Below are 19,037 nucleotides of genomic sequence, written 5' to 3' on the forward strand. Positions count from 1 at the left end.
GTTGCGCAGCAGCCCCAAACGTTTCTGGCGGCCCATCGAAGGCGAGCGCTGCGCACTCGAGCGGGAGCAAGCTCCCTCGCCACAAAGGTTGTGTGATCCAGGGGGAAAATCATGCATAACCCTTGCGCCGTGATCCCGGTCTACAACCATGAAACCGCGATTACCACCGTGGTCGATGCCCTGCTCGCCCAAGACCTGCCGTGCATTCTGGTGGACGACGCCAGCGCGCCATCCTGCGCGAAGGTTCTGGATGCGCTGGCCGAGCGCGACCACGTGTATCTGGTGCGCCTGACCCTCAATCAGGGCAAGGGCGGTGCGGTGATGACCGGCCTGCGCGAAGCGGCACGCCTGGGGTTCAGCCATGCCTTGCAGGTCGATGCCGACGGCCAGCATGACCTGCACGACGTCGCCCGCTTCGTCGAGGAATCCCGCGCCCATCCGGATGCGATGATCTGCGGTTATCCGCGGTTCGACGAAAGCGTACCCAAGGGACGTTTGTATGCGCGTTATCTGACCCATGTGATGGTCTGGATCAACACGCTGTCGCTGCAGATCCGCGATTCGATGTGCGGCTTTCGCGTGTATCCGCTGACCCCGGTACTGGCGGTGATCGACTCGGCACGGGTCGGCAAGCGCATGGATTTCGACTCGGACATTCTGGTGCGCCTGTCATGGCGCAATCAGCCGATGCGCTGGCTGCAAACCAGCGTGCATTACCCGCTGGACGGCGTCTCGCACTTTCGCCTGTTCCACGACAACGCACTGATCTCCAGCATGCACACCCGGTTGTTCTTCGGCATGTTGCTGCGCCTGCCGCTGATCCTCTGGCGCCGGTGGCGGACATGAGCGTCGAGAGCGACCAGAAGCACTGGGCCGACCGCGAGGAGCGCGGCAGTTTCCTGCTGATGAAATTCACGGCGTTGGCGGCCAAAATCCTTGGCCGGCGCCTGCTCAGTCCGCTGCTGTACGGCATCGTCCTGTACTTTTTCCTGTTCGGCCGCACCGCGCGCCACAGCACCTGGCAATACCAGCAGCGGCTGGCTGACTGGAGCAACCGCGCCGAATTGCGCCCGAGTGGCTGGCGCGTGTTCCGCCAGTTCATGGCGTTCGCCGATTCGCTGCTCGACAAGCTTGATGTGTGGAACGGCAAGATCCGCATCGAGCAGATCGAAATCATCGACCCGGCACTGCTGCGCAATCAGTTGCGCGGCAGTCGCGGGCAACTGTTGGTCGGCGCGCACCTGGGCAACCTCGAAGTCTGCCGGGCACTGGCCGAGATCGGCGAAAAGGTCACCATGAACGTGCTGGTGCACACCAAACACGCCGAGCAGTTCAACCGCTTGCTGGGCGAGGCCGGGGCGACCAATCTGCGCCTGATTCAGGTCAGCGAACTGGACCCGGTGATCATGCTGCAGCTGCACGAACGCCTGGAGCGCGGCGAATGGCTGGCGATTGCCGGCGACCGCGTGCCACTGCATGGCGGGCGCAGCGTCACCGTCGACTTTCTCGGCCACCCGGCAGCGTTTCCGCAAGGCCCGTGGCTGCTGGCCGGTTTGCTCAAATGCCCGGTCAATCTGCTGATGTGCCTGAAACAACCGGACGGCCACTATCGCCTGACCCTCGAACCGTTCGCCGACGCCGTGACGTGGACACGCCGCGAGCGCGAGCAGGTCATTCATCAGTGGGCCACCCGTTATGCGCAGCGCCTGAGTCACTATTGCCTCGAAGCCCCGCACCAATGGTTCAACTTTTACCCTTTCTGGAAGACCGATGACGACGCCAACCCATGAGCCGGTAACCTTCGGCGAACGCCCTTTGCGCATCGAAGACGTGCTGGCCCTGGCCAACCGTCAGGCGCCCGTGCAGTTGCAGAGCGACGCCGATTACCGTGAGCGCATCGCCAAAGGCGCGCGGTTTCTCGACTCGCTGCTGGACAAGGAAGGCGTGATCTATGGCGTGACCACCGGGTATGGCGACTCCTGCGTGGTCGCGGTGCCGCTGCATCACGTCGAGGCGCTGCCGCGTCATCTGTACACCTTTCACGGTTGCGGACTGGGCAAACTGCTCGACGCCCAGGCCACTCGCGCCGTGCTGGCCGCACGGTTGCAGTCGCTGTGCCACGGGGTGTCCGGGGTGCGCATTGAACTGCTGGAGCGCCTGCAGGCGTTTCTCGAACACGACATCCTGCCGCTGATTCCCGAAGAAGGCTCGGTGGGCGCCAGTGGCGATCTGACGCCGCTGTCTTACGTCGCCGCAACCCTGTCCGGCGAACGTGAAGTGATGTTCCGTGGCGAACGCCGGCCCGCAGCCGACGTGCATCGCGAACTCGGCTGGACGCCGCTGGTGTTGCGCCCGAAAGAAGCGCTGGCCTTGATGAACGGCACCGCGGTGATGACCGGTCTGGCCTGCCTCGCCTACGCCCGCGCCGACTACCTGCTGCAACTGGCCACCCGCATCACCGCGCTCAACGTGGTCGCGCTGCAAGGCAATCCGGAACACTTCGACGAACGCCTGTTCGCCGCCAAACCACACCCGGGGCAGATGCAGGTCGCCGCGTGGCTGCGCAAGGATCTGGCGATCAACGCCCCGACCGCGCCGCTGCATCGCCTGCAGGACCGCTATTCGCTGCGTTGCGCCCCGCATGTGCTCGGCGTGCTGGCCGACAGCCTGAACTGGCTGCGTTCATTCATTGAAACCGAACTCAACAGCGCCAACGACAACCCGATCATCGACGCCGAAGCCGAACGCGTGCTGCATGGCGGGCACTTCTACGGCGGGCACATCGCGTTCGCCATGGACAGCCTGAAAAACCTCGTGGCCAACGTCGCTGACCTGCTCGACCGGCAGCTCGCGCTGCTGGTCGACGAGCGCTACAACCACGGTTTGCCGAGCAACCTGTCCGGCGCCCCGGCGGATCGCGCCATGATCAACCACGGTTTCAAGGCTGTGCAGATCGGCACCAGCGCCTGGACCGCCGAAGCCCTGAAAAACACCATGCCGGCCAGCGTGTTCTCGCGCTCCACCGAGTGCCACAACCAGGACAAGGTGAGCATGGGCACCATCGCCGCCCGCGATGCGATCCGCGTGCTCGAGCTGACCGAACAGGTCGCCGCCGCCACCCTGCTCGCTGCCAACCAAGGCGTGTGGCTGCGCGCGCGTGATCAGGATGCACGGCCGCTGCCGCCAGTCCTGGCCGCCATGCACGAAGAACTGGGCAAAGACTTCCCGCCGGTCATCGAAGACCGCGCACTGGAAGGCGAACTGCGCCTGTGCCTGCAACGCATCGCCGAACAACACTGGAGGCTGCATGCGTAGCGCTGGAGTCCTGCACGCCGACACGGAAATCCTCGTGCCGTTCTTCGACGTCGACACCATGCATGTGGTCTGGCACGGGCATTACGTCAAATACCTGGAAGTCGCGCGTTGTGCGCTGCTCGACCAGATCGGCCACAACTACACGCAGATGGCCGAGTCCGGCTACGCGTGGCCGATCATCGACCTGCAACTGCGTTACGTGCGTGGCGCGGTGTTCGGCCAGCGCCTGAACGTGCGCGCCAGCCTGGTGGAGTGGGAGAACCGGTTGAAGATCAATTACCTGATCACCGACCTGCAGAGCGGTGAACGCCTGACCCGCGCCAGCTCGGTGCAGGTGGCGGTCGAGATCAGCAGCCGCGAGATGCAACTGGCCTCCCCTAAAGTGTTCACCGATGCGGTGCAAAGGATCCTGCGATGAACCTGTTCTGCAAATGCCTTGGCGCGCTGGCGCTGCTCGCGGTATCAAGCCTGGCCAACGCCTTCGACCTGCAACAGCTCAGCGCACAACTGGCGAAACCAGAGGTGATCCACGGCCAGTTCATCCAGGAAAAACACCTGCGCGCCCTGCCGCAGCCGCTGATCAGCAAAGGCAGCTTCGTGCTGGCGAAAAACCACGGCCTGCTCTGGCTGCTCAAGACCCCGTTGCAACAGGATTACCGCATCACCGCCAACGGCATCGCGCGACGCGAGGGCAATGGCTGGCAGCTGCTGCCGAACAAGAGCGCCGGGGCCAAGCAGAACCGCTTGTTCCTCGCCGTGCTGCAAGGCGACAGCAGCGGCCTGCAACGGGATTTCGAACTGGCTCTGAGCGGCGACGCGCAGCAATGGAAACTCACCCTGACGCCGCGCTCGCTGCTGCTCAAGCAAGTGTTCAACCGGATCAACATCGACGGCGGTGAGCTGGTGCAGACCATCGAACTGCTGGAAACCCAGGGCGACAGCACCATGCTGCGCATGCAGGACAGCACCGCAGGCCAGCCGTTGAGCGACATGGAGCAACATGACTTTGCCGAGTGAACGCAGGCTGCCGTGGCTGTTCCTGATCCTGCTGCTGGCAGTCATCGCGCTGGCCGGGTGGCAATGGCGCGACGGCGCGCCGCTGTCGGCCAACCTCATGGAACTGGTGCCCGGCACCACCCCTGACGCCCTCGAACTGCGCGCCGAACAGCGCATGCAGGAACCGCTCAACCGGGAAATGCTGGTGCTGGTCGGCCATGCCGATCGCCAGCACGCGGTCGCCATGGCCCAGACCCTGGGCGAGCAATGGCAAGCCAGCGGCCTGTTCGAGAAAGTCCAGTGGAACCTGCAAGCGGATCTGCCGGCCCTGCGCACGCAGCTGCTGCAAGGGCGGCTGGCGATGCTTTCGGCCGATGACCGGCAACTGCTGACCGAGCACCCCGACGCGTTCATTCAGCAACGGGTGCAGGCGCTGTTCGACCCGTTCACCGGCTTCAGTCTGGTACCCAGCCAGGACGACTGGCTGGGCCTCACCGGACGTATCCAGAACAGCCAGCCGAAGCACGGCGCGGTGCAACTGGACATCGGCAGCGGCGCCCTGGTCGCCGATGCCGACGGCAAGAGTTGGGTGCTGCTTCGTGCGCGCACCACCGGCAATGCCTTCGACATGAACCTGCCGCTGAAAGTCGCGGACCTGCTCCAGCACAGTCGCGAGCAAGCGGCGAAAGCCGACGTGCAACTGTTGGCCGCCAGCGGCCTGCTCTACGCCGCCAACGGTCAGCAGCAAGCGACCCGCGAGATGACTTGGGTCGGCGGCGGCGCAACGGTCGGCATTCTGCTGTTGCTGCTGTTGGCGTTTCGCCGCTGGCGGGTGTTGCTGGCGTTTGTGCCCGTGCTGGTGGGCATGCTGTTTGGCGCGGTGGCCTGCGTGGCGCTGTTCGGCCACATGCATGTGATGACCCTGGTGCTCGGCTCCAGCCTGATCGGGGTGGCGGTGGATTACCCGCTGCACTATCTGTCGAAGAGCTGGAGCCTCAAGCCGTGGCGCAGCTGGCCGGCATTGCGCCTGACGCTCTCCGGGCTGACCTTGAGCCTGATCACCAGCGCCATCGGTTATCTGGCCCTGGCCTGGACGCCCTTCCCGGCGCTGACACAAATCGCGGTGTTCTCTGCCGCCGGATTGCTCGGTGCCTACCTGTCGGCGGTGTGCCTGCTGCCGGCCCTGCTGCAAAACGTTGAGCTGCGCCCGGCGCAATGGCCGCTGCGCCTGGCCGAACGCCTGGTGCAACTGCGCGAAAGACTGCTCGAACATGTGCGCACCCCGGTGCTGCTGGCGCTGGTGATCGCCTTCTGCGCCGGCGGTCTGGTGCAGTTGCAAAGCAAGAACGACATCCGCCAGTGGGTCGGTGCGCCACAACGGCTGACCGATGAAGCGCAGACCATCGCGCGCATCACCGGCTATCAGCCGACCAGCCAGTTCTTCCTCGTGCGCGCCGCCAATCAGCAGGAGCTGCTGGAGCGACAGGCCGCGTTGAGCGAACGCCTGCAGCAACTGGTCAACCTCGACAAGCTGCAAGGCTATCTGGCCCTCGACCAACTGCTCAGCCCACCGAGCCAGCAACAGCAGGTGCGCGCGGCACTGAGCAAACTGCCACAGTTCTGGCAGCCGTTGCTCGACCTCGGCGTGCCACTCGCGGCGCTGCAAAGCGAACTGCAACAGTTGCAGAGCCTGCCCGCCGAGGACATCGACGCCGCGCTGGCGGGGCCTTTGGGCGAGCCGTACCGCACGCTGTGGCTCGGCCCGACCGATGACGGCGTGGCAGCGATGACCAGCCTGCAAGGCCTGAACAATCCATCACTGCTGCGGGTGCAGGCACTGGACTTGCCGGGCGTGACGCTGGTTGATCGTCTCGGCGAGTTGAACAACGTGTTCGCGGCCACTCAGATCAGCGCCGCCGAATTGAAACTCGCCTCCTGCGTGCTGATCGTGCTGGTACTGATCGTGCCGTTCGGCTTCGGCGGCGCATTGCGCATCGTCGCCCTGCCGTTGCTGGCGGCGCTGTGCAGCCTCGCCAGCCTCGGTTGGCTCGGTCAACCGCTGACCCTGTTCAGCCTGTTCGGCCTGCTGCTGGTGACGGCGATCAGCGTCGATTACGCGATTCTCATGCGGGAGCAGGTCGGCGGTGCGGCGGTCAGTCTGCTCGGCACCTTGCTGGCGGCGCTGACGACCTGGCTGTCGTTCGGTTTGCTGGCGGTGTCGAGCACGCCGGCGGTGAGCAACTTCGGCCTGGCGGTGAGCCTCGGGCTGGCCTTCAGTTTCATTCTGGCGCCGTGGGCCGGACGTCACGCCCACAGCGCCAGCGTCGCGGAGCCGGCAGCATGATGGTCATCGGTTTCTGGCTGATGGCACTGGCGTTGTTCGCCGTGGCGACCCGTGTCGGCCGGCATTTCGGCCTGATCCCGATCGTCAGCCATTTGCTGCTGGCCAGCTTCGGTTTGCCGCTGCTGATGTATGTCTGGATCGAACCGGGCTGGCAACTCAGCGGTGCCGAACTGATCGCGCCGGGGTGGCTGAAAGACCTCTACAGCCTGAGTTTCGCGCTGCTGCTCGGGCACATCCTCAGCGATGTGATCGACCTGCGCCTGGACCGCCAGAGCGTGAAAATCGCCGTGCCGAGTTTTGCCGTACCGTTCGCCTGCGGTCTGGCGGCCGCCGCCTGGCTGTTGCCGGCGCAACCATGGCTGAACTCGCTGGCGATCGGGCTGGTGTTCGCGATCACCGCGATCCCGGTGCTGTACCTGTATCTGCGCCACATCGATTACCCGCCCGCCGCCACCCGGCGTCTGGTGCAGACCGCAATCCTCATCGACCTGACCTGCTGGACGCTGTTCGGTCTCGCTCAGGGCAGTCTGCACCTGAGCAGTCTGTTGCTGCCGCTCGGCCTGGCCTGCGTGCCGGTGCTGCTGCATCTGTTGCGCGTGCGTCGACCGCTGACCTACAGCCTCGGTTTCTTTGCGCTGCTGGTGCTGGCCGAGCACTACAAACTCAACGCGCTGATTGTCGGCATCGGTTATCTGCTGTGCATGGCCGCGTTGAAAATACCGCTGGTTTTGCCGTTGCCGGCGCGCTGGATGAGCCGCTTGCAGACGTGGATTGCGATCCCGCTGATCCTCACCTTCGGCATCGTGCAGATCGACGTGCACAGCGCCCTCGCCAGCCTCGGTGCGCTGCAATGGGCGGCGCTGCTGCTGTTGCCGATTGCCAGTAAACTGCTCGGCAACTGGCTCGGCCTGGGCTGGGCCGGCGCGTCGTTCGAAGGCGCCAGCCGCTGGCGCGAAAGCGTGCTGCTGAACATCCGTGGCCTGAGCGAAATCGTCTTTCTCAATTTGTTGTTGCAACAACAGCTCATCAGCCCGGCGCTGTACTTCGCGTTGATGCTGATGGGCCTGATCGCGACGCTGTTGCCAGCCCTGATCGGCCTGCATCGCGCGCCCCTGAAACACACCGCCACCGCGCCCGGGAGTTCACGTGCCAACCGTTGAAATGCAACGTCGTCAGGTAGTGATCATTGGTGCCGGCCCGTCCGGCGCCATCGCCGCCGCACTGCTCAAGCGCAAGGGCCACGATGTGCTGGTGATCGAGCGCCAGCACTTCCCACGCTTTTCCATCGGCGAGAGCCTGCTGTGTCATTGCCTGGATTTCGTCGAAGAAGCCGGCATGCTCGACGCCGTCAACGCCGCCGGGTTCCAGCGCAAGACCGGTGCCGCGTTCGCCTGGGGCGAGCGCTACAGCGCCTTCGATTTCGGCGACACCTTCACCGGCGGCAAGCCGACCACGTTCCAGGTGCAGCGTGCCGATTTCGACAAGCTGCTGGCCGATCAGGCTGAATTGCAGGGTGCCGAAATCCGCTACGGCGATGCCATCGTCAGGGTCGATTTCGACCGGGCCAAACCGCAGCTCGACGTGCGGCGCGAAGACGGCAGCGAGTACCGCGTCGAAGCGGATTTCGTGCTCGACGCCAGCGGTTACGGTCGCGTGCTGTCGCGCCTGCTCGATCTCGAAGCGCCGTCGAATTTCCCGGTGCGCCAGGCCGTGTTCACCCACGTCGAAGATCACATCGACAACCCGGCCTTCGACCGCGAGAAGATCCTCGTCACCACCCATCCCGAGCACCGCGACATCTGGTTCTGGACGATCCCGTTCAGCAACGGTCGCTGCTCGGTGGGTGTGGTCGCCGCCGCCGAGCACTTCAGCGGTCGCGATGCCGATCTGGACGCTTGCCTGCGCGGCTTCATCGCCGAAACCCCAAGCCTCGCCGGCGTGCTGCACAACGCGGTGTGGGACACTCCGGCGCGGACCCTCGGTGGTTACGCGGCCAATGTGAAAACCCTGCACGGCCCGGGCTTCGCCCTGCTCGGCAACGCAGCGGAATTTCTCGACCCGGTGTTCTCTTCCGGCGTGACCATTGCCATGCGTTCGGCGAGCATGGCCGCCGCCGTCCTGCACCGGCAGTTACAGGGCGAAACGGTCGACTGGCAGCACGAATTCGCCGAACCGCTCAAGCGCGGGGTCGATACCTTCCGCTGCTACGTCGAGGGCTGGTACGCCGGCACCTTCCAGGACGTGATTTTTTATCAAGACAGCCAGGCGGACATCCGCCGGATGATCTGCTCGATCCTCGCCGGTTACGCCTGGGATGAACGCAACCCGTTCGTCAGCGAAGCGCGCCGCCGGTTGAAGATGATTTCCGAACTCTGCGCAAAGGACGCCCCATGAATTACTTGAGCGACAGCTACGTCGAGGAAACCCGCTTCGGCTTCTGGTTCCTGCGCAGCCACACCTGGCAGCACCATGTGTTGCGCGTGGCGATCAACGACCTGCGCGGGCTGTTCAGCGAGTCGCTGCCGGCCAATCCGGTGCTACTGGATGCCGGTTGTGGGCAAGGCAAGTCATTCCGCCATTTGCGTCAGACCTTCTCCCCCCTGCGCCTGATTGGCGTCGACGCCGATCCGCACAGCCTTGCATTGAGCGGCGAAGAAGCGGCGCGCCAGGGTTTCGACGTCGAGTTGATCGGCAGCGACTGCGCAACACTCAATGTGGCGGATGCCAGTGTCGACCTGCTGTTCTGCCACCAGACCTTCCATCACCTGGTCGAACAGGAAAAGGCCCTCGCCGAGTTCTACCGCGTGCTCAAGCCGGGCGGTTATCTGCTGTTCGCCGAGTCCACCGAGGCTTACATTGATACCTGGGTGATCCGCTGGCTGTTCCGCCATCCAATGCATGTGCAAAAGAGCGCGGCGCAGTATCTGCAGATGATTCGCGAGCAGGGTTTCGAGTTTGGTGAGCGCAATGTCTCGTACCCGTATTTATGGTGGAGCCGCTCGAAGGATTTCGGCTTGCTGGAACGGTTCGGGTTGCACAAGCCGAAGCCGTTTGGCGAGCGCGAGGAAACGTTGGTGAACGTTGTTGCCCGCAAGCCGCTTGAAGGTGTTCTCCGATGCGACACATAACCTGTAGGAGTGAGCCTGCTCGCGATAGCGGTAGGTCAGCCAACCTGTTTTTCAAATGTGCGGCCGTCATCGCGAGCAGGCTCACTCCTACAAGGTTTGCGGTGTGGCCGATGTTTGTGATGTTTGCCCTGCTGAGCGGTTGCGCCAGCCAGGCCCCGCTGCCTGCGAGCAACCCGACGCTGCCGCTGCCGCTGCAACTGCACATCGAACGCCAACAAGCCGATCAACGTCAGGACTGGCTATTGGTGATCCAGCGCGAAGGCCCCGGCATTCGCTGGTCGATGATGGACCCGCTGGGCATTCCCCAGGCGCGTCAGCAACTGATCGACGGGCACTGGCAGGCCGACGGTCTGCTGCCGCCCAACCCGGAAGCCCGGGAGCTGTTTGCCGCGCTGCTGTTCGCCCTGACTCCGTCCAGCGAGCTGCTGCGCAATTATCCCGCCGCGCAGCAGCAGGCCGGGCAACGCTCGCTGCCGCCGCGCTGGGCGATCCGTTACACGCAACCGTTGAGCTTCGAATTGAACCTGCCCCAAGGCCCGCACTATCGGGTTTCTCCCCTCGGTGAACCGACGCCATGACTGCCTACCTCAATGCCCTCGGCGTGATCTGCGCCCTGGGCCGCGACAAGCATCAAGTCGCGCAGAACCTGTTTGCCGGTGACTGCTCGGGCATGCGCCGCGAGTCCGGCTGGGTGGCCGGGCGCGAGTTGCCGGTGGCGGCGGTGCACGGTGAGTTGGTGGCGATTCCGGCCGAACTGGCAGACCAGAGCAGCCGCAACAATCAACTGCTGCTGGAAGCCGCGCTGCAGATTCGCGCTGACATCGACCGGGCCATCCAGACCTATGGTCGCGAGCGCATCGGCGTGGTGCTCGGCACCAGCACCTCGGGCATCGACGAGGCCAGCCGCGGTCTGGCGCACTATCTTCGCGAGCATCAGTTCCCAACCGAGTATGACTATCGGCAACAGGAACTCGGCGCCCCGGCGAACTTTCTTGCCGACTGGCTGCAGCTCAGCGGCCCGGCCTACGTGATTTCCACGGCCTGCACTTCCAGCGCGCGGGCGTTGATGAGCGCACAGCGTCTGCTCGACCTGGGCCTGTGCGACGCGGTGCTGTGCGGCGGGGTCGACAGCCTGTGCAAGCTGACACTCAACGGTTTCAGCGCGCTGGAGGCGGTGTCCGACGAGCGCTGCAATCCGTTCTCGGCCAACCGCAACGGCATCAACATCGGCGAAGCGGCGGTGCTGTTCCTGATGAGCAAGCAGCGCACCGACGGCCCGGCCATTGCCCTGCTCGGCGCCGGTGCCAGCTCCGATGCGCACCACATTTCTGCCCCTGAGCCGAGCGGTCGCGGTGCCCTGCAAGCGATGCAGAAAGCCTTGAACCGCGCCCAGCTGCAAGCTGCGCAAATCCATTACCTGAACCTGCACGGCACCGCGACTCAGCACAACGACGCGATGGAGAGCCTGGCGGTGGCCACGCTGTTCCCGCACGGCGTGGCCTGCTCGTCGACCAAACCGATGACCGGCCACACCCTCGGCGCGGCTGGTGCGCTGGAGGCGGCGTTCTGCTGGCTGAGCCTGAGCGCCGACAATCCGCAACAGGCCTTGCCACCGCACGTCTGGGACGCCCAGGCCGATCCCGATCTGCCGGCCCTGAACTGGGTGACCGCGAACGAGCGCCTGTCGTCCATTGCACCCCGCTACCTGATGAGCAATTCGTTTGCCTTCGGGGGCAACAACGTCAGCCTGATTATCGGAGACGCCCCATGATTGACTGGCCGCTCGCCGAACTGCTGCCCCACGCTGGCGACATGATTCTGATCGAGCAGATTCTCAGCTTCGACGAAGAGCAGATTCACACCCGCCTCACGGTCAAGCCCGGCGGACTGTTCAGCCTGCCCGACGGCAGCCTGCCGGCGTGGGTCGGCGTTGAGTTGATGGCGCAAAGCGTCGCCGCGTTCGCCGGTTGCCACGCGCGGCAGAAGGGCAACCCGGTGGCGCTGGGTTTCCTGCTCGGCACGCGTAAATTCGAATGCAATGTCGAGGCCTTCCCGGCCGGCAGCGAACTGACCATTCACGGCATCCGCTCGCTGGAAGACGACAACGGGATGGGCGTGTTCGAGTGCCACATCCATGGCCCCGGCATCGAGGCCAGCGCGCGCTTGAATGTGTTCCGCCCGCCCCAGCCATCCCAATATCTTGAACAACACAGGGAGTCGAACGATGACTGAATCCGTACTGGTCACCGGCTCCAGCCGTGGCATCGGCCGCGCCATTGCCTTGCGTCTGGCGCAGGCCGGGCACGATATCGTCCTGCATTGCCGCAGCGGCGTTGCCGAAGCCCAAGCGGTGCAGGCCGAGATCGAAGCGCTGGGCCGCAACGCGCGCATCCTGCAATTCGACGTCGCCGACCGCGAGACCTGCAAAACCATCCTCGAAGCCGACGTCGAAACCCACGGCGCCTATTACGGCGTGGTGCTCAACGCCGGCCTGACCCGCGACGGCGCCTTTCCGGCGCTGAGCGATGACGATTGGGACGTGGTGCTGCGCACCAATCTCGACGGTTTCTACAACGTTCTGCACCCGGTGATGATGCCGATGATCCGCCGCCGCGCCGCCGGTCGGATCGTCTGCATCACCTCGGTGTCGGGTTTGATCGGCAACCGTGGCCAGGTCAACTACAGCGCCTCCAAGGCCGGTGTGATCGGTGCTGCGAAAGCGTTGGCGATCGAGTTGGGCAAGCGCAAAATCACGGTTAACTGCGTCGCGCCGGGCCTGATCGACACGGCCATGCTGGATGAAAACGTGCCGGTGGAAGAACTGATGAAAATGATACCCGCACAACGCATGGGCACCCCGGAAGAGGTCGCTGGTGCAGTGAATTTCCTGATGTCGGCGGAAGCCTCGTACATCACCCGCCAGGTCCTGGCGGTCAACGGAGGCTTGTGCTGATGAAGCGCGTCGTCGTCACCGGCATGGCCGGCATCACTTCGCTTGGCAGCGACTGGGACACCATCGCCGGCAACTTCGCGGCCAACCGCAGCGGCATCCGCCGGATGGACGAGTGGGACCGCTTTAGCGAACTCAATACGCGTCTGGCCGGGCCGATCGATGATTTTGCCGTGCCGCCCCACTGGACGCGCAAGCAACTGCGCAGCATGGGCCGGGTGTCACGGCTGGCGGTGGGCGCGGCAGAACAGGCACTGGCCGATGCCGGCCTGCTCGGCGACGACACGATCAAGGACGGGCGCATGGGCGTGGCCTGCGGCTCGTCCACCGGCAGCACCGACGAGATCAAGGCGTTCGGCAACATGCTGCTCAACTCGGTGGCCGAAGGCCTCAACGCCAACTCCTACGTGCGGATGATGCCGCACACCACCGCGGCCAACATCAGCATCTTCTTCGGCCTCACCGGGCGCCTGATCCCGACGTCCAGCGCTTGCACCAGCGGCAGCCAGGGCATCGGCTATGCCTATGAAGCGATCAAGTTCGGCCGTCTGCCGCTGATGCTCGCCGGCGGCGCCGAAGAACTGTGCCCGACCGAAGCCATGGTCTTCGACGCGCTCTACGCCACCAGCCTGAAAAACGACGCGCCGCAGACCAGCCCACGCCCGTACGACAAGGGGCGCGACGGCCTGGTGATCGGCGAAGGCGGCGGCATGCTAGTGCTTGAAGAGCTGGAACACGCCCTCGCTCGCGGTGCACACATCCACGCCGAGATCGTCGGTTTCGGCAGCAACGCCGACGGCCAGCACACCACCCGTCCCGAGCAGATCACCATGCGCCGCGCCATGGAGCTGGCGCTGGAAGACGCCGGCCTGACGCCCGATGCCATCGGTTATGTAAATGGACACGGCACGGCTACAGAACAGGGCGACATTGCCGAAACACTGGCAACCAGCAGTCTGTTCGGCGAACACATGCCGATCAGTTCGCAGAAGAGTTTCCTCGGCCACACGCTCGGGGCCTGCGGGGCGCTGGAGTCATGGTTCAGCATCGAGATGATGAATCGCGACCTGTATGTGCACACGCTCAACCTCGACGAGGTCGACCCGCACTGCGGCAAGCTCGATTACCTGCGCGGCGAATTCCGTCCGATGCACCACGAGTACGTGATGAACAACAATTTCGCCTTTGGTGGCGTCAACACCTCGTTGATTTTCCGCCGCTGGCACTGACCGCAACACGTTTGGAGTGAAAGGAATGACTCAGTTTCACCGCATCGCCGCCCTGCTGGCCCTGGCCTTTGTGCTCGGCGGTTGCACCAGCAAACCGGTATACAACGCCAAGGAACAGTTCTCGCCCAACTTAGGCTTCACCCAGCAACAGATGAGCCGCGCCATCGTTACCGCGCTCAACGACCGCCAGTGGGTCGTGCAATCGGTACGCCCGGGCATGATCAAGGCCGCGATCACCGTACGCGGTCGCCACCACGCCGAAGTCGACATCCCGTTCAGCCCGACCTCGTTCGAAATCGACTATCGCAGCAGCTATGGCCTCGATGCCAAGGACGGCAAGATCCACGGCAACTACAACCGTTGGGTCAACCGCCTGCGCGACAACGTACTCAAAGAGCTGTCGATCAACCCGGACATCGAGTTCGTCAACGACCTGGGCATCGTCAAGCAAGGCGCCGACGAACCGACCTACCTGAGCTTTCGCGAAGGCGTCAAACGCGCCACCGACGCCGGCCTGCTGGACGGCAGCGTGAAGTTCTACCTGGCCGGCGAAACCCTGCCCAAGCAAGTGCGCAAACTCGACACCGTGAGCAGCAGCCGCAAGACCAACGGCTCGAACAAATCCGACGAAGACGCCTGCTTCTGGGCCCTGCAATCGGCCCTCGCGACCCTGCAGAACGCCGCGAAAAAAGCCGACGCCAACGCCGTGATCAACATCGCCAGCGTCGACCAGCGCGACCTGTACAAAGACACCGAGAAATTCCAGTGCCGCGCGGGGATGCTGGTTTCCAGCGTGGCGTTGCGTGGTGACCTCGCGCATGTGGATTGATTGAATAAAGTCTTGTGGTGAGGGGCTTTATCCCCTCACCACAAAGGGCGCCATTTGGCGCCCTCTTCATTTTCAGCATCTACACTCGTTCTGGCAGGTTGCTGCGTCATGCCTGCCGGAACGGCGAGCCCCATCGATCGAACACTCGCTGCTCTCTTTCACAGTCAAGGAGATGACCATGCAAGTGAAAGCCCTGATCGCCGCCACGCTCCTCGGGCTACTGCCCAGCGCCAGCCATGCCACCAATCTGATGTACATGCCCTTCGAGACGGTTTTGTCGGACGCGATCCGTGCCGGACGGCTGGATGGCAGTGTGAAGTTTTATCTGGCCGGGAACGGGCCTCAGGGCACTCAACGATTGTTGCGCCGGGATGTGGTCAGTGATTTGCGCACCAACGGCTTCAACAAGAGCGATCACGATTCCTGCGAGTGGGTGTTGCAGTCGAACCTGATCAAGTTGCAGGCCGATGCCAAGCGGGTGGGGGCGAATGCGGTGGTCAATATCGTCAGTTATTACGACCGGCATGTGCGCAAGGATTTGAATACTTACGAGTGTCGGGCGGGGATATTTGTCACGCGGGTGGCGTTGAAGGGGGATTTGGTGCGGTTGCCCTGAGGGCCGTGGTGATTGAGCTGACGTCTTCGCGAGCAGGCTCGCTCCCACCTTGGAATGCATTCCCCTGTGGGAACGAGCCTGCTCGCGATTTGATTGCGCAGCAATCAAGCTTTTGAAGGTTCGACCTTGCGCGTAAGCAATTCGACAAACGCCTTGGCCATCGGCGATTTCTGATCCTTGCGCTGCACCAGCCACACCGCCGACACCGCTTCCGGATCGAGCAACGGTCGATAGACCACGCCATCAATGCGCATCCGCTGGTAGGACGCCGGCAATACCGAAACCCCCAGCCCCGCCGCCACCAGTCCGATGATGGTCATGGCCTCCCCGGCTTCCTGAGCAAAGTGCGGGCTGAACCCGGCATCACGGGCCAGACTGAGCAATTGCGCGTACAGGCCGCTGCCGTAGCTGCGCGGAAAGAACACGAACGGCTCCAGCGCCAGCGCCGAGAGGAACAGACCTTCCTCGCTGCCCTGCGCCAACGGATGTTTGGAGCCGAGCACCGCCACCAGCGGTTCACGCATCAGCTCCACCACACTCAACGAATCCGGCAGGCCCAGCGGGCGCATGATCCCGACCTCGATCGACTCATCCACCAGCCCCTCGGCGACTTGCGTGCTGCTCATCTCCCGCAGATTCAAGTGCACCGCCGGGAAACGCTGGCGAAAGGAAAAAATCGCCTGGGGAATGGTCGAGTTGAACGGCGCCGACGAAGTGAAGCCGATCTTCAATTCGCCCAGCTCACCGAGTTGCGCCCGCCGGGCGACATCCGCCGCTTTGTCGACCTGCGCCAGCACCAGCCGCGCCTCTTGCAGAAACAATCGGCCGGCCTCACTCAGCTCGACCCGACGATTGGTCCGTTCGAACAACCGCGCGCCGACCTCTTGCTCCAGCGCCTGAATCTGCTGACTGAGCGGTGGCTGAGAGATGCCCAGCACCTGTGCGGCGCGGCCGAAATGCAGTTCTTCGGCAACGGCGATGAAGTAGCGCAAGTGACGCAATTCCATGGACGCTCCATTAGGTCGTTAAAGCTATCAAACAGGTCGAACAATATATTGGATAGAAACATTAGCCAGCTATATGATTTTTTCATTGCCTGCCCGGCCGTGCCCTCCGAGGTCTGAAGTGAAAACAGCTGTCGCCCCCCTGGCCCATGAAGTCCCGCCTGCCGCCGCGGACGACGTCGTCGCCGAGTTGCAAGAGATCTACATCGAAAAAGGCACGCCGATGTTCATGCGCACGGTGCTCGCGCTGTTCAGCGGCGGGTTTGCGACGTTTGCCCTGCTGTATTGCGTGCAGCCGATGATGCCGCTGCTGTCCCACGAATATTCGATCAACGCGGCGCAGAGCAGCCTGATTCTGTCGGTGGCGACCGGCATGCTGGCGTTCGGTCTGTTGATCACCGGGCCGATTTCCGACCGCATCGGGCGCAAACCGGTGATGGTCACGGCGCTATTCGCCGCGGCGCTGTGCACCATCGCCAGTTCGATGATGCCGAGCTGGCACGGGGTGCTGATCATGCGCGCGCTGATCGGGCTGTCGCTGAGCGGCCTGGCGGCAGTGGCGATGACTTACCTCAGCGAAGAGATCCACCCGCAGCACATCGGTCTGGCAATGGGCCTGTACATCGGCGGCAACGCGATTGGCGGGATGAGCGGACGGTTGATCACCGGGGTGTTGATCGATTTCGTCAGCTGGCACACAGCGATGCTGGTGATCGGCGGTCTGGCGCTGATCGCGGCGGCGGTGTTCTGGAAGATCCTTCCCGAATCACGCAACTTCCGCTCACGCTCGCTGCACCCGCGCAGCCTGCTCGACGGCTTCACCATGCACTTTCGCGACGCCGGCCTGCCGTTGTTGTTTCTTGAGGCGTTCCTGCTGATGGGCGCGTTCGTGACCCTGTTCAACTACATCGGCTATCGCCTGCTGGCCGCGCCGTACAACCTTGATCAGGTGTTCGTCGGTCTGCTGTCGGTGGTGTACCTGTCGGGCATCTACAGTTCGGCGAAGATCGGTTCGCTGGCGGACAAGCTGGGGCGGCGCAAAGTGCTGTGGGCGACCATTGCGCTGATGTTTGCCGGCCTCGCGCTGACCATGTTGACGCCGCTGTGGCTGGTGATTGTCGGCATGCTGATCTTCACCTTCGGTTTCTTCGGCGCGCACTCGGTGGCGAGCAGTTGGATCGGGCGGCGGGCGACCAAGGCCAAGGGACAGGCGTCGTCGTTGTACCTATTCAGCTATTACGCCGGGTCGAGCATTGCCGGGACGGCGGGCGGGGTGTTCTGGCATCTGGGCGGCTGGAACGGGATTGGTTTGTTTATCGGCGCGTTGTTGCTGGTGGCGCTGTTGGTGGCGTTGAAACTGGCGAAGTTGCCGCCACTTGGCGGTGTGAAAGCTTAAAAGCAAAAGATCGCAGCCTTCGGCAGCTCCTACAGGGAAACGCGAATCCCAATGTAGGAGCTGCCGCAGGCTGCGATCTTTTGATCTTAATAAAACGCCCGGCATAAGCCGGGCGTTTTTTATTGTGTGGCGATCACTCGTGATACTGCGCCGACAACTCATGCACCGCGCGCAAGAAGGCGCCGGCATGCTCCGGATCGACCTCAGGGGTAATGCCGTGACCGAGGTTGAACACGTGGCCGCTGCCCTTGCCGTAGCTGGCCAGAATGCGTCCGACTTCGGTGCGGATCGCTTCGGGTTTGGCGTAGAGCACGGTCGGGTCCATGTTGCCTTGCAGCGCGACCTTGTCGCCAACGCGGGCGCGGGCGTTGCCGATGTCGCAGGTCCAGTCCAGGCCCAGCGCGTCGGCGCCGGCTTCGGCGATGCTTTCCAGCCACAGGCCGCCGTTCTTGGTGAACAGAATCACCGGCACCTTGCGCCCGTCGTGCTCGCGGATCAGGCCGCTGACGATTTTCTTCATGTAGGCCAGGGAGAATTCCTGATACGCCGCCGCCGACAGGTTGCCGCCCCAGGTATCGAAGATCTGCACCGCTTGCGCGCCGGCCATGATCTGGCCGTTGAGGTACGAAGTCACCGACTGCGCCAGCTTGTCCAGCAGCAGGTGCATGGCTTGCGGGTTGTCGTAGAGCATCGCCTTGGTCTTGCGGAAGTCTTTCGACGAGCCGCCTTCGACCATGTAGGTCGCCAGGGTCCACGGGCTGCCGGAGAAACCGATCAGCGGCACACGACCGTTCAATTCGCGACGGATGGTGCTGACCGCGTCCATCACGTAGCCAAGGTCTTTGTGCGGATCAGGGATCGGCAACGCCTCGATGTCCGCCAGGGTGCTGACGACTTTCTTGAAGCGCGGACCTTCACCGGTCTCGAAGTACAGGCCCTGGCCCATGGCATCGGGGATGGTGAGGATGTCGGAAAACAGGATCGCCGCGTCCAGTTGTGGGTAGCGGTCGAGCGGTTGCAACGTGACTTCGCAGGCGAACTCCGGATTCATGCACAGGCTCATGAAATCACCGGCGTGGGCACGGCTGGCGCGGTATTCCGGCAAGTAGCGGCCGGCCTGGCGCATCATCCACACGGGGGTGACGTCAACGGGTTGCTTGAGCAGGGCGCGGAGGAAACGGTCGTTCTTCAGGGCAGTCATGTCGGCATCCGGAAAAAAAGTGCGGGCAT

19 protein-coding genes are annotated in these 19,037 nt (G+C 63.6%); 17 read left to right on the forward strand and 2 right to left on the reverse strand.

Annotated elements, in window-relative coordinates; all coding sequences use genetic code 11:
- The first annotated feature begins 111 nt into the window (after positions 1–111).
- From J5M57_RS21655 to J5M57_RS21730, 16 genes are all read left to right on the forward strand, one after another.
- A complete protein-coding gene (locus J5M57_RS21655; RefSeq protein WP_207849165.1) occupies positions 112–846 on the forward strand; it encodes a glycosyltransferase family 2 protein in 735 nt (244 codons plus the stop codon).
- Entirely contained in the window at positions 843–1,790 is a 948-nt protein-coding gene (locus J5M57_RS21660; protein ID WP_064585622.1) for a glycosyl transferase, read from the forward strand. The genes J5M57_RS21655 and J5M57_RS21660 overlap by 4 nt, the downstream gene beginning before the upstream one ends.
- Positions 1,771–3,315 (forward strand): aromatic amino acid ammonia-lyase, encoded by a 1,545-nt coding sequence (locus tag J5M57_RS21665; RefSeq protein WP_207849166.1) that lies wholly within the window; start codon positions 1,771–1,773, stop codon positions 3,313–3,315. The genes J5M57_RS21660 and J5M57_RS21665 overlap by 20 nt, the downstream gene beginning before the upstream one ends.
- Positions 3,308–3,733, forward strand: coding sequence for an acyl-CoA thioesterase (locus J5M57_RS21670; RefSeq protein ID WP_064585620.1), 426 nt, complete (start codon positions 3,308–3,310; stop codon positions 3,731–3,733). Before J5M57_RS21665 ends, J5M57_RS21670 begins: the two co-directional genes overlap by 8 nt.
- The gene (locus tag J5M57_RS21675) at positions 3,730–4,332 is read left to right on the forward strand and encodes an outer membrane lipoprotein carrier protein LolA (RefSeq protein WP_207849167.1); all 603 of its coding nucleotides are present in this window, start codon (positions 3,730–3,732) and stop codon (positions 4,330–4,332) included. The genes J5M57_RS21670 and J5M57_RS21675 overlap by 4 nt, the downstream gene beginning before the upstream one ends.
- Positions 4,316–6,655: an MMPL family transporter gene (locus J5M57_RS21680; protein WP_207849168.1), complete on the forward strand. Its 2,340-nt coding sequence runs from the start codon at positions 4,316–4,318 to the stop codon at positions 6,653–6,655. Before J5M57_RS21675 ends, J5M57_RS21680 begins: the two co-directional genes overlap by 17 nt.
- On the forward strand, positions 6,652–7,815 hold the full coding sequence (locus tag J5M57_RS21685) for a sodium:proton antiporter (protein ID WP_207849169.1): 1,164 nt from the start codon (positions 6,652–6,654) through the stop codon (positions 7,813–7,815). The genes J5M57_RS21680 and J5M57_RS21685 overlap by 4 nt, the downstream gene beginning before the upstream one ends.
- The gene (locus J5M57_RS21690; protein WP_207849170.1) at positions 7,802–9,049 is read left to right on the forward strand and encodes an NAD(P)/FAD-dependent oxidoreductase; all 1,248 of its coding nucleotides are present in this window, start codon (positions 7,802–7,804) and stop codon (positions 9,047–9,049) included. Before J5M57_RS21685 ends, J5M57_RS21690 begins: the two co-directional genes overlap by 14 nt.
- Positions 9,046–9,783, forward strand: coding sequence for a class I SAM-dependent methyltransferase (locus J5M57_RS21695; protein WP_207849171.1), 738 nt, complete (start codon positions 9,046–9,048; stop codon positions 9,781–9,783). Before J5M57_RS21690 ends, J5M57_RS21695 begins: the two co-directional genes overlap by 4 nt.
- Positions 9,771–10,361, forward strand: a complete 591-nt coding sequence (locus tag J5M57_RS21700; RefSeq protein WP_207849172.1) for a hypothetical protein — start codon at positions 9,771–9,773, stop codon at positions 10,359–10,361. Before J5M57_RS21695 ends, J5M57_RS21700 begins: the two co-directional genes overlap by 13 nt.
- A complete protein-coding gene (locus J5M57_RS21705) occupies positions 10,358–11,554 on the forward strand; it encodes a beta-ketoacyl-[acyl-carrier-protein] synthase family protein (RefSeq protein ID WP_207849173.1) in 1,197 nt (398 codons plus the stop codon). Before J5M57_RS21700 ends, J5M57_RS21705 begins: the two co-directional genes overlap by 4 nt.
- Positions 11,551–12,015 (forward strand): hotdog family protein, encoded by a 465-nt coding sequence (locus J5M57_RS21710; protein ID WP_064585612.1) that lies wholly within the window; start codon positions 11,551–11,553, stop codon positions 12,013–12,015. The genes J5M57_RS21705 and J5M57_RS21710 overlap by 4 nt, the downstream gene beginning before the upstream one ends.
- Positions 12,008–12,736, forward strand: coding sequence for a 3-oxoacyl-ACP reductase FabG (fabG, locus tag J5M57_RS21715; protein WP_064585611.1), 729 nt, complete (start codon positions 12,008–12,010; stop codon positions 12,734–12,736). The genes J5M57_RS21710 and fabG overlap by 8 nt, the downstream gene beginning before the upstream one ends.
- Complete coding sequence (locus J5M57_RS21720) at positions 12,736–13,962, forward strand: beta-ketoacyl-ACP synthase (protein WP_207849174.1); 1,227 nt, start codon at positions 12,736–12,738, stop codon at positions 13,960–13,962. The genes fabG and J5M57_RS21720 overlap by 1 nt, the downstream gene beginning before the upstream one ends.
- 25 nt (positions 13,963–13,987) lie before the next feature.
- Entirely contained in the window at positions 13,988–14,791 is an 804-nt protein-coding gene (locus tag J5M57_RS21725; RefSeq protein ID WP_064585609.1) for a hypothetical protein, read from the forward strand.
- 178 nt (positions 14,792–14,969) lie between these two features.
- Complete coding sequence (locus J5M57_RS21730) at positions 14,970–15,407, forward strand: excinuclease (protein WP_169842593.1); 438 nt, start codon at positions 14,970–14,972, stop codon at positions 15,405–15,407.
- Between the two features lie 104 nt (positions 15,408–15,511).
- Here the strand turns inward: J5M57_RS21730 and J5M57_RS21735 are convergent, their stop codons facing one another.
- Positions 15,512–16,414 carry a LysR family transcriptional regulator gene (locus J5M57_RS21735; protein ID WP_064585607.1) on the reverse strand — a complete coding sequence of 301 codons (903 nt, stop codon included), beginning with the start codon at positions 16,412–16,414 and terminating at the stop codon, positions 15,512–15,514.
- Between the two features lie 118 nt (positions 16,415–16,532).
- On the opposite strand from J5M57_RS21735, the gene J5M57_RS21740 reads away from it, so the two are divergent.
- Positions 16,533–17,807, forward strand: a complete 1,275-nt coding sequence (locus J5M57_RS21740) for an MFS transporter (protein WP_207849175.1) — start codon at positions 16,533–16,535, stop codon at positions 17,805–17,807.
- Between the two features lie 133 nt (positions 17,808–17,940).
- Here J5M57_RS21740 and hemE read toward each other — a convergent pair whose 3' ends face one another.
- The gene (gene hemE, locus J5M57_RS21745; RefSeq protein ID WP_083367241.1) at positions 17,941–19,008 is read right to left on the reverse strand and encodes a uroporphyrinogen decarboxylase; all 1,068 of its coding nucleotides are present in this window, start codon (positions 19,006–19,008) and stop codon (positions 17,941–17,943) included.
- Positions 19,009–19,037: the final 29 nt, after the last annotated feature.

This window comes from Pseudomonas sp. 86_A (genome assembly GCF_017491705.1).
Taxonomy (GTDB): Bacteria; Pseudomonadota; Gammaproteobacteria; order Pseudomonadales; family Pseudomonadaceae; genus Aquipseudomonas; species Aquipseudomonas koreensis.

Coding starts and splice junctions, on each gene's coding strand:
- J5M57_RS21735 (WP_064585607.1), bottom strand. CDS start 16,414: ATGGAATTGCGTCACTTGCGCTACTTCATCGCCGTTGCCGAAGAACTG.
- J5M57_RS21675 (WP_207849167.1), top strand. CDS start 3,730: ATGAACCTGTTCTGCAAATGCCTTGGCGCGCTGGCGCTGCTCGCGGTA.
- J5M57_RS21660 (WP_064585622.1), top strand. CDS start 843: ATGAGCGTCGAGAGCGACCAGAAGCACTGGGCCGACCGCGAGGAGCGC.
- J5M57_RS21665 (WP_207849166.1), top strand. CDS start 1,771: ATGACGACGCCAACCCATGAGCCGGTAACCTTCGGCGAACGCCCTTTG.
- J5M57_RS21685 (WP_207849169.1), top strand. CDS start 6,652: ATGATGGTCATCGGTTTCTGGCTGATGGCACTGGCGTTGTTCGCCGTG.
- J5M57_RS21730 (WP_169842593.1), top strand. CDS start 14,970: ATGCAAGTGAAAGCCCTGATCGCCGCCACGCTCCTCGGGCTACTGCCC.
- J5M57_RS21655 (WP_207849165.1), top strand. CDS start 112: ATGCATAACCCTTGCGCCGTGATCCCGGTCTACAACCATGAAACCGCG.
- hemE (WP_083367241.1), bottom strand. CDS start 19,008: ATGACTGCCCTGAAGAACGACCGTTTCCTCCGCGCCCTGCTCAAGCAA.
- J5M57_RS21725 (WP_064585609.1), top strand. CDS start 13,988: ATGACTCAGTTTCACCGCATCGCCGCCCTGCTGGCCCTGGCCTTTGTG.
- J5M57_RS21670 (WP_064585620.1), top strand. CDS start 3,308: ATGCGTAGCGCTGGAGTCCTGCACGCCGACACGGAAATCCTCGTGCCG.
- fabG (WP_064585611.1), top strand. CDS start 12,008: ATGACTGAATCCGTACTGGTCACCGGCTCCAGCCGTGGCATCGGCCGC.
- J5M57_RS21710 (WP_064585612.1), top strand. CDS start 11,551: ATGATTGACTGGCCGCTCGCCGAACTGCTGCCCCACGCTGGCGACATG.
- J5M57_RS21680 (WP_207849168.1), top strand. CDS start 4,316: ATGACTTTGCCGAGTGAACGCAGGCTGCCGTGGCTGTTCCTGATCCTG.
- J5M57_RS21700 (WP_207849172.1), top strand. CDS start 9,771: ATGCGACACATAACCTGTAGGAGTGAGCCTGCTCGCGATAGCGGTAGG.
- J5M57_RS21720 (WP_207849174.1), top strand. CDS start 12,736: ATGAAGCGCGTCGTCGTCACCGGCATGGCCGGCATCACTTCGCTTGGC.
- J5M57_RS21695 (WP_207849171.1), top strand. CDS start 9,046: ATGAATTACTTGAGCGACAGCTACGTCGAGGAAACCCGCTTCGGCTTC.
- J5M57_RS21705 (WP_207849173.1), top strand. CDS start 10,358: ATGACTGCCTACCTCAATGCCCTCGGCGTGATCTGCGCCCTGGGCCGC.